At 38.8% G+C, this 2,917-nt stretch carries 3 protein-coding genes and 1 pseudogene; all 4 read right to left on the bottom strand.

The annotated features are described in order from the left end of the window. Positions 1-120 (bottom strand): annotated as a pseudogene (locus AC11ZT_RS11630) (CGNR zinc finger domain-containing protein); the annotation flags it as partial. A 146-nt stretch (positions 121-266) separates the two neighbouring features. Then, complete coding sequence (locus tag AC11ZT_RS11625; RefSeq protein ID WP_484059750.1) at positions 267-944, bottom strand: ABC transporter ATP-binding protein; 678 nt, start codon at positions 942-944, stop codon at positions 267-269. Next, positions 944-2,065, bottom strand: coding sequence for an ABC transporter permease (locus AC11ZT_RS11620; RefSeq protein ID WP_484059749.1), 1,122 nt, complete (start codon positions 2,063-2,065; stop codon positions 944-946). Before AC11ZT_RS11620 ends, AC11ZT_RS11625 begins: the two co-directional genes overlap by 1 nt. Positions 2,066-2,162: 97 nt before the next feature. Beyond that, positions 2,163-2,738: a TetR/AcrR family transcriptional regulator gene (locus tag AC11ZT_RS11615; protein WP_484059748.1), complete on the bottom strand. Its 576-nt coding sequence runs from the start codon at positions 2,736-2,738 to the stop codon at positions 2,163-2,165. Positions 2,739-2,917: the final 179 nt, after the last annotated feature.

The following is a 2,917-nucleotide window of genomic DNA, read 5'->3' as shown; positions in this document are numbered from 1 at the left end:
CCAATCTAGCATATTTCTATCTGTAAGTAGTAAATCATGTCGCTTCCCACGCCTTACGACTTCTGTATTTACTAAATCTAAAGAAAGATGTCCGGATAATAACGGGAACGTTTCAGTCATTGTTCCTTCCCCCCTTTCCTTTCTTATTCTAACCATTTTCTAATTAAATGGACAGTTAGTACAAAAATGCGAGATAAAGCAAAACGTATTATAAAAAAAGCATATCCCAAATGCACGCTACGTTTGGGACATGCTTTCTTTGCTTCTTATTTTCTAACCGTAAGTACGCCGTCTTCCATTTGATACACTTTATCACAGTATGCGAGCATACGTTCATCATGTGTAACCATAATAGCAGCTTTATTCCGTGCTTTTACTTCTTTTGCAATAAGCTCAACAACTTCATGCGCGCGGTGAGAATCTAAGCTTGCTGTTGGTTCATCTGCTAGAATCAATTCCGAATCATTCACGAAAGCACGTGCAATCGCAACGCGCTGACGTTCGCCGCCAGATAATTCATTTGGGAACTTATTTAATTTAGCTTCTAATCCAAGCTCAGTTAACAATCTGATAGCAAATGCTCGGTCGTCCTTTGTTACGCTCCCCGCCATTTTCTTAACGATCAACAATTGATCGATCACTTTCAAGTAAGGAATGAGATTAGATGTTTGGAGGATAAATCCAATTTCATTTAGACGTACACTTGAGAGCTGCTTATCGCTCATTTTTGCTATATTGATATCATTTAAAATGACTTCTCCTTGCGTTGGTTGCAACAAGGCACCTGCAATGGAAAGAAACGTACTTTTCCCTGAGCCAGACGGACCAACAATCGCAATAAACTCTCCAGGTCCAACCGTTAATGAAACGTTGTCTAATGCTGTGACCGTAGAGTCACCCTCCTGGTACAGCTTTGTAACATTCTTCATTTGTAATCCAATCATTATTCTACCCTCCCTAGAGCAGTTAGTGGGTCGATTTTTGTAACGCGTCGTACTGATACAAGGGAACTTACTACACTAATAAACAATAATACGAGGCTGTATGTGAATACCATGTTAGCATCTAAGCTAAACGGCATTTCTTTAGGGAAAATAAGGGCCGTCAAATACGTTAACAGTGCCCCAATCGCGATACTAATAAATGATAGAACAAACACCTGAGAAACAATCGTACGGACAAGGAATCGATTGCTTGCACCGATCGCTTTCATTACACCAAATTGGTTTGATTTTTGCAGAGTTAGTACATAGAAGAATACGGCAATAACAAAAGCTGAGATGACAACGAGAAAAGCAAGCATCATCGTGATGGTTCCATTTTCTTCTTTATATCCAGGCATGCCTTGTACTGCCTTTGCCTTTGTTACCGTTTCAATTCCACTAATTTGCTTATCTATATTGGCAGCATCCACTTTTGACCCTTGCACAACAATCGCATTAACCACGTCTGCTATTCCATTATTGGCGCCTGGAGCTGCATATTGGTATATGCGCCATTGATCTATTGTTGCAAAAAGGGCAGGTAAGTGATTGTACGTTTGGTTTTCCACAAATCCAATAATTTTGAAGCTTTCCTTCGAACTAGACGCAACAACCGTATCGCCAAGCTTATACCCTTTATCTTGTAATGTTTTGTTTGCCAGCACACCATTTTTAATGGAGGCATCTAACGCTACACCCTCGATTACTTTCGGTTCTAAAAATGAACCTGGCTCGATACCAAGAAGGGCGATATCCGTTTTATCTACTGAATTATCGGTTTTTTCTTTCGAAATGGCACCCATTGCTGCACCAAAAGCAGCTGCATCTTTGACATTATCTTGTTTTTTTATATCTTGCGCTAACGACTCAGAAAGAAGAGATTTACTGAAGGTAGCACCTGCTCCTTTTTGATACACAACATAATCTGCATTCATATTTTTGACACTTGCTGCACTTAATGTGGATAGACCATTCCCAAGCCCGGAAAGAATGAATACGAGCCATGCAATGAGGACAATAATAAAGCCAATCATGAAATAGCGTAATTTCGAACGCTGCATTTCTTTCCAACCTAAAAACATCAAATCTCCTCCTTTTTTTATAAGTTACACATTCGTCACTTTGAATAAAAAAGTTATATGCATATATGAGTATACACATAAGTTACACTTCTGTCACCTATGGTTTAATGGAGATTCCATGGAAGATCATTTGCTTTACTGCCTGCATAAACGCATCGGCAGGTAAACCGGTATGATTTGGTATATCAATGGTTTGAAAGATAAATCCAATGATTAGTTCGTTCGGAAGGGAATTAACAAGACACCCTTCTTGCTTCCCACGTTCAATCATCCCTTGCAATGGACGATACATTCCGAAATGCAATTGCTCCAATTTTTCTTTCTTTTTGACAATGGAATTCGATCCCCTACTATCAATCTGACTCGCCGCTCCAAGCATTTGGTGAAGATCTTTGTATTGGAAGATCGTATGGGTGAGCTGATCCAGCTGCTCTATAAATGTAGCATCCGAATCTATCCGTCCAATTTCCTCCACTATCTCATTCATTTCTTCCAGCATTAAATCCATAATCAGTTCTTCTTTATTCGTGTAATATTTATAAATAGCTGCACGTGAAACAGCCATATTTTCTGCCAATAAACTAATAGTAAATCCTTCATAGCCAACCTTAAGCAGTAGCTGCTTGGTCAATGTAAATATCTCTTTCGTTGTAAACTTTCGCTCCCTCGCCAAACTCATCACTCCTTACACAGTGCCTTCATTTTACACCTTGCTTCCTACAAAATACTAGCACTTTTGTACAGAATAAAAATACAGCGTAGGTGTGAGGTTACAGTTTTGTAACTATCACGTGAAACATGTTACCATAAGGAAGAATAGTACGATTTATAGCTATAAAAATTTTATAAAAA

It is taken from the genome of Ectobacillus sp., from assembly GCF_056992975.1.
This window is presented reverse-complemented; position numbering and strand designations above follow the sequence as displayed.

What these genes read in the sequence shown, in the direction of transcription:
- AC11ZT_RS11620 (WP_484059749.1), bottom strand. Translation starts at nt 2,065, where the DNA reads ATGTTTTTAGGTTGGAAAGAAATGCAGCGTTCGAAATTACGCTATTTC.
- AC11ZT_RS11625 (WP_484059750.1), bottom strand. Translation starts at nt 944, where the DNA reads ATGATTGGATTACAAATGAAGAATGTTACAAAGCTGTACCAGGAGGGT.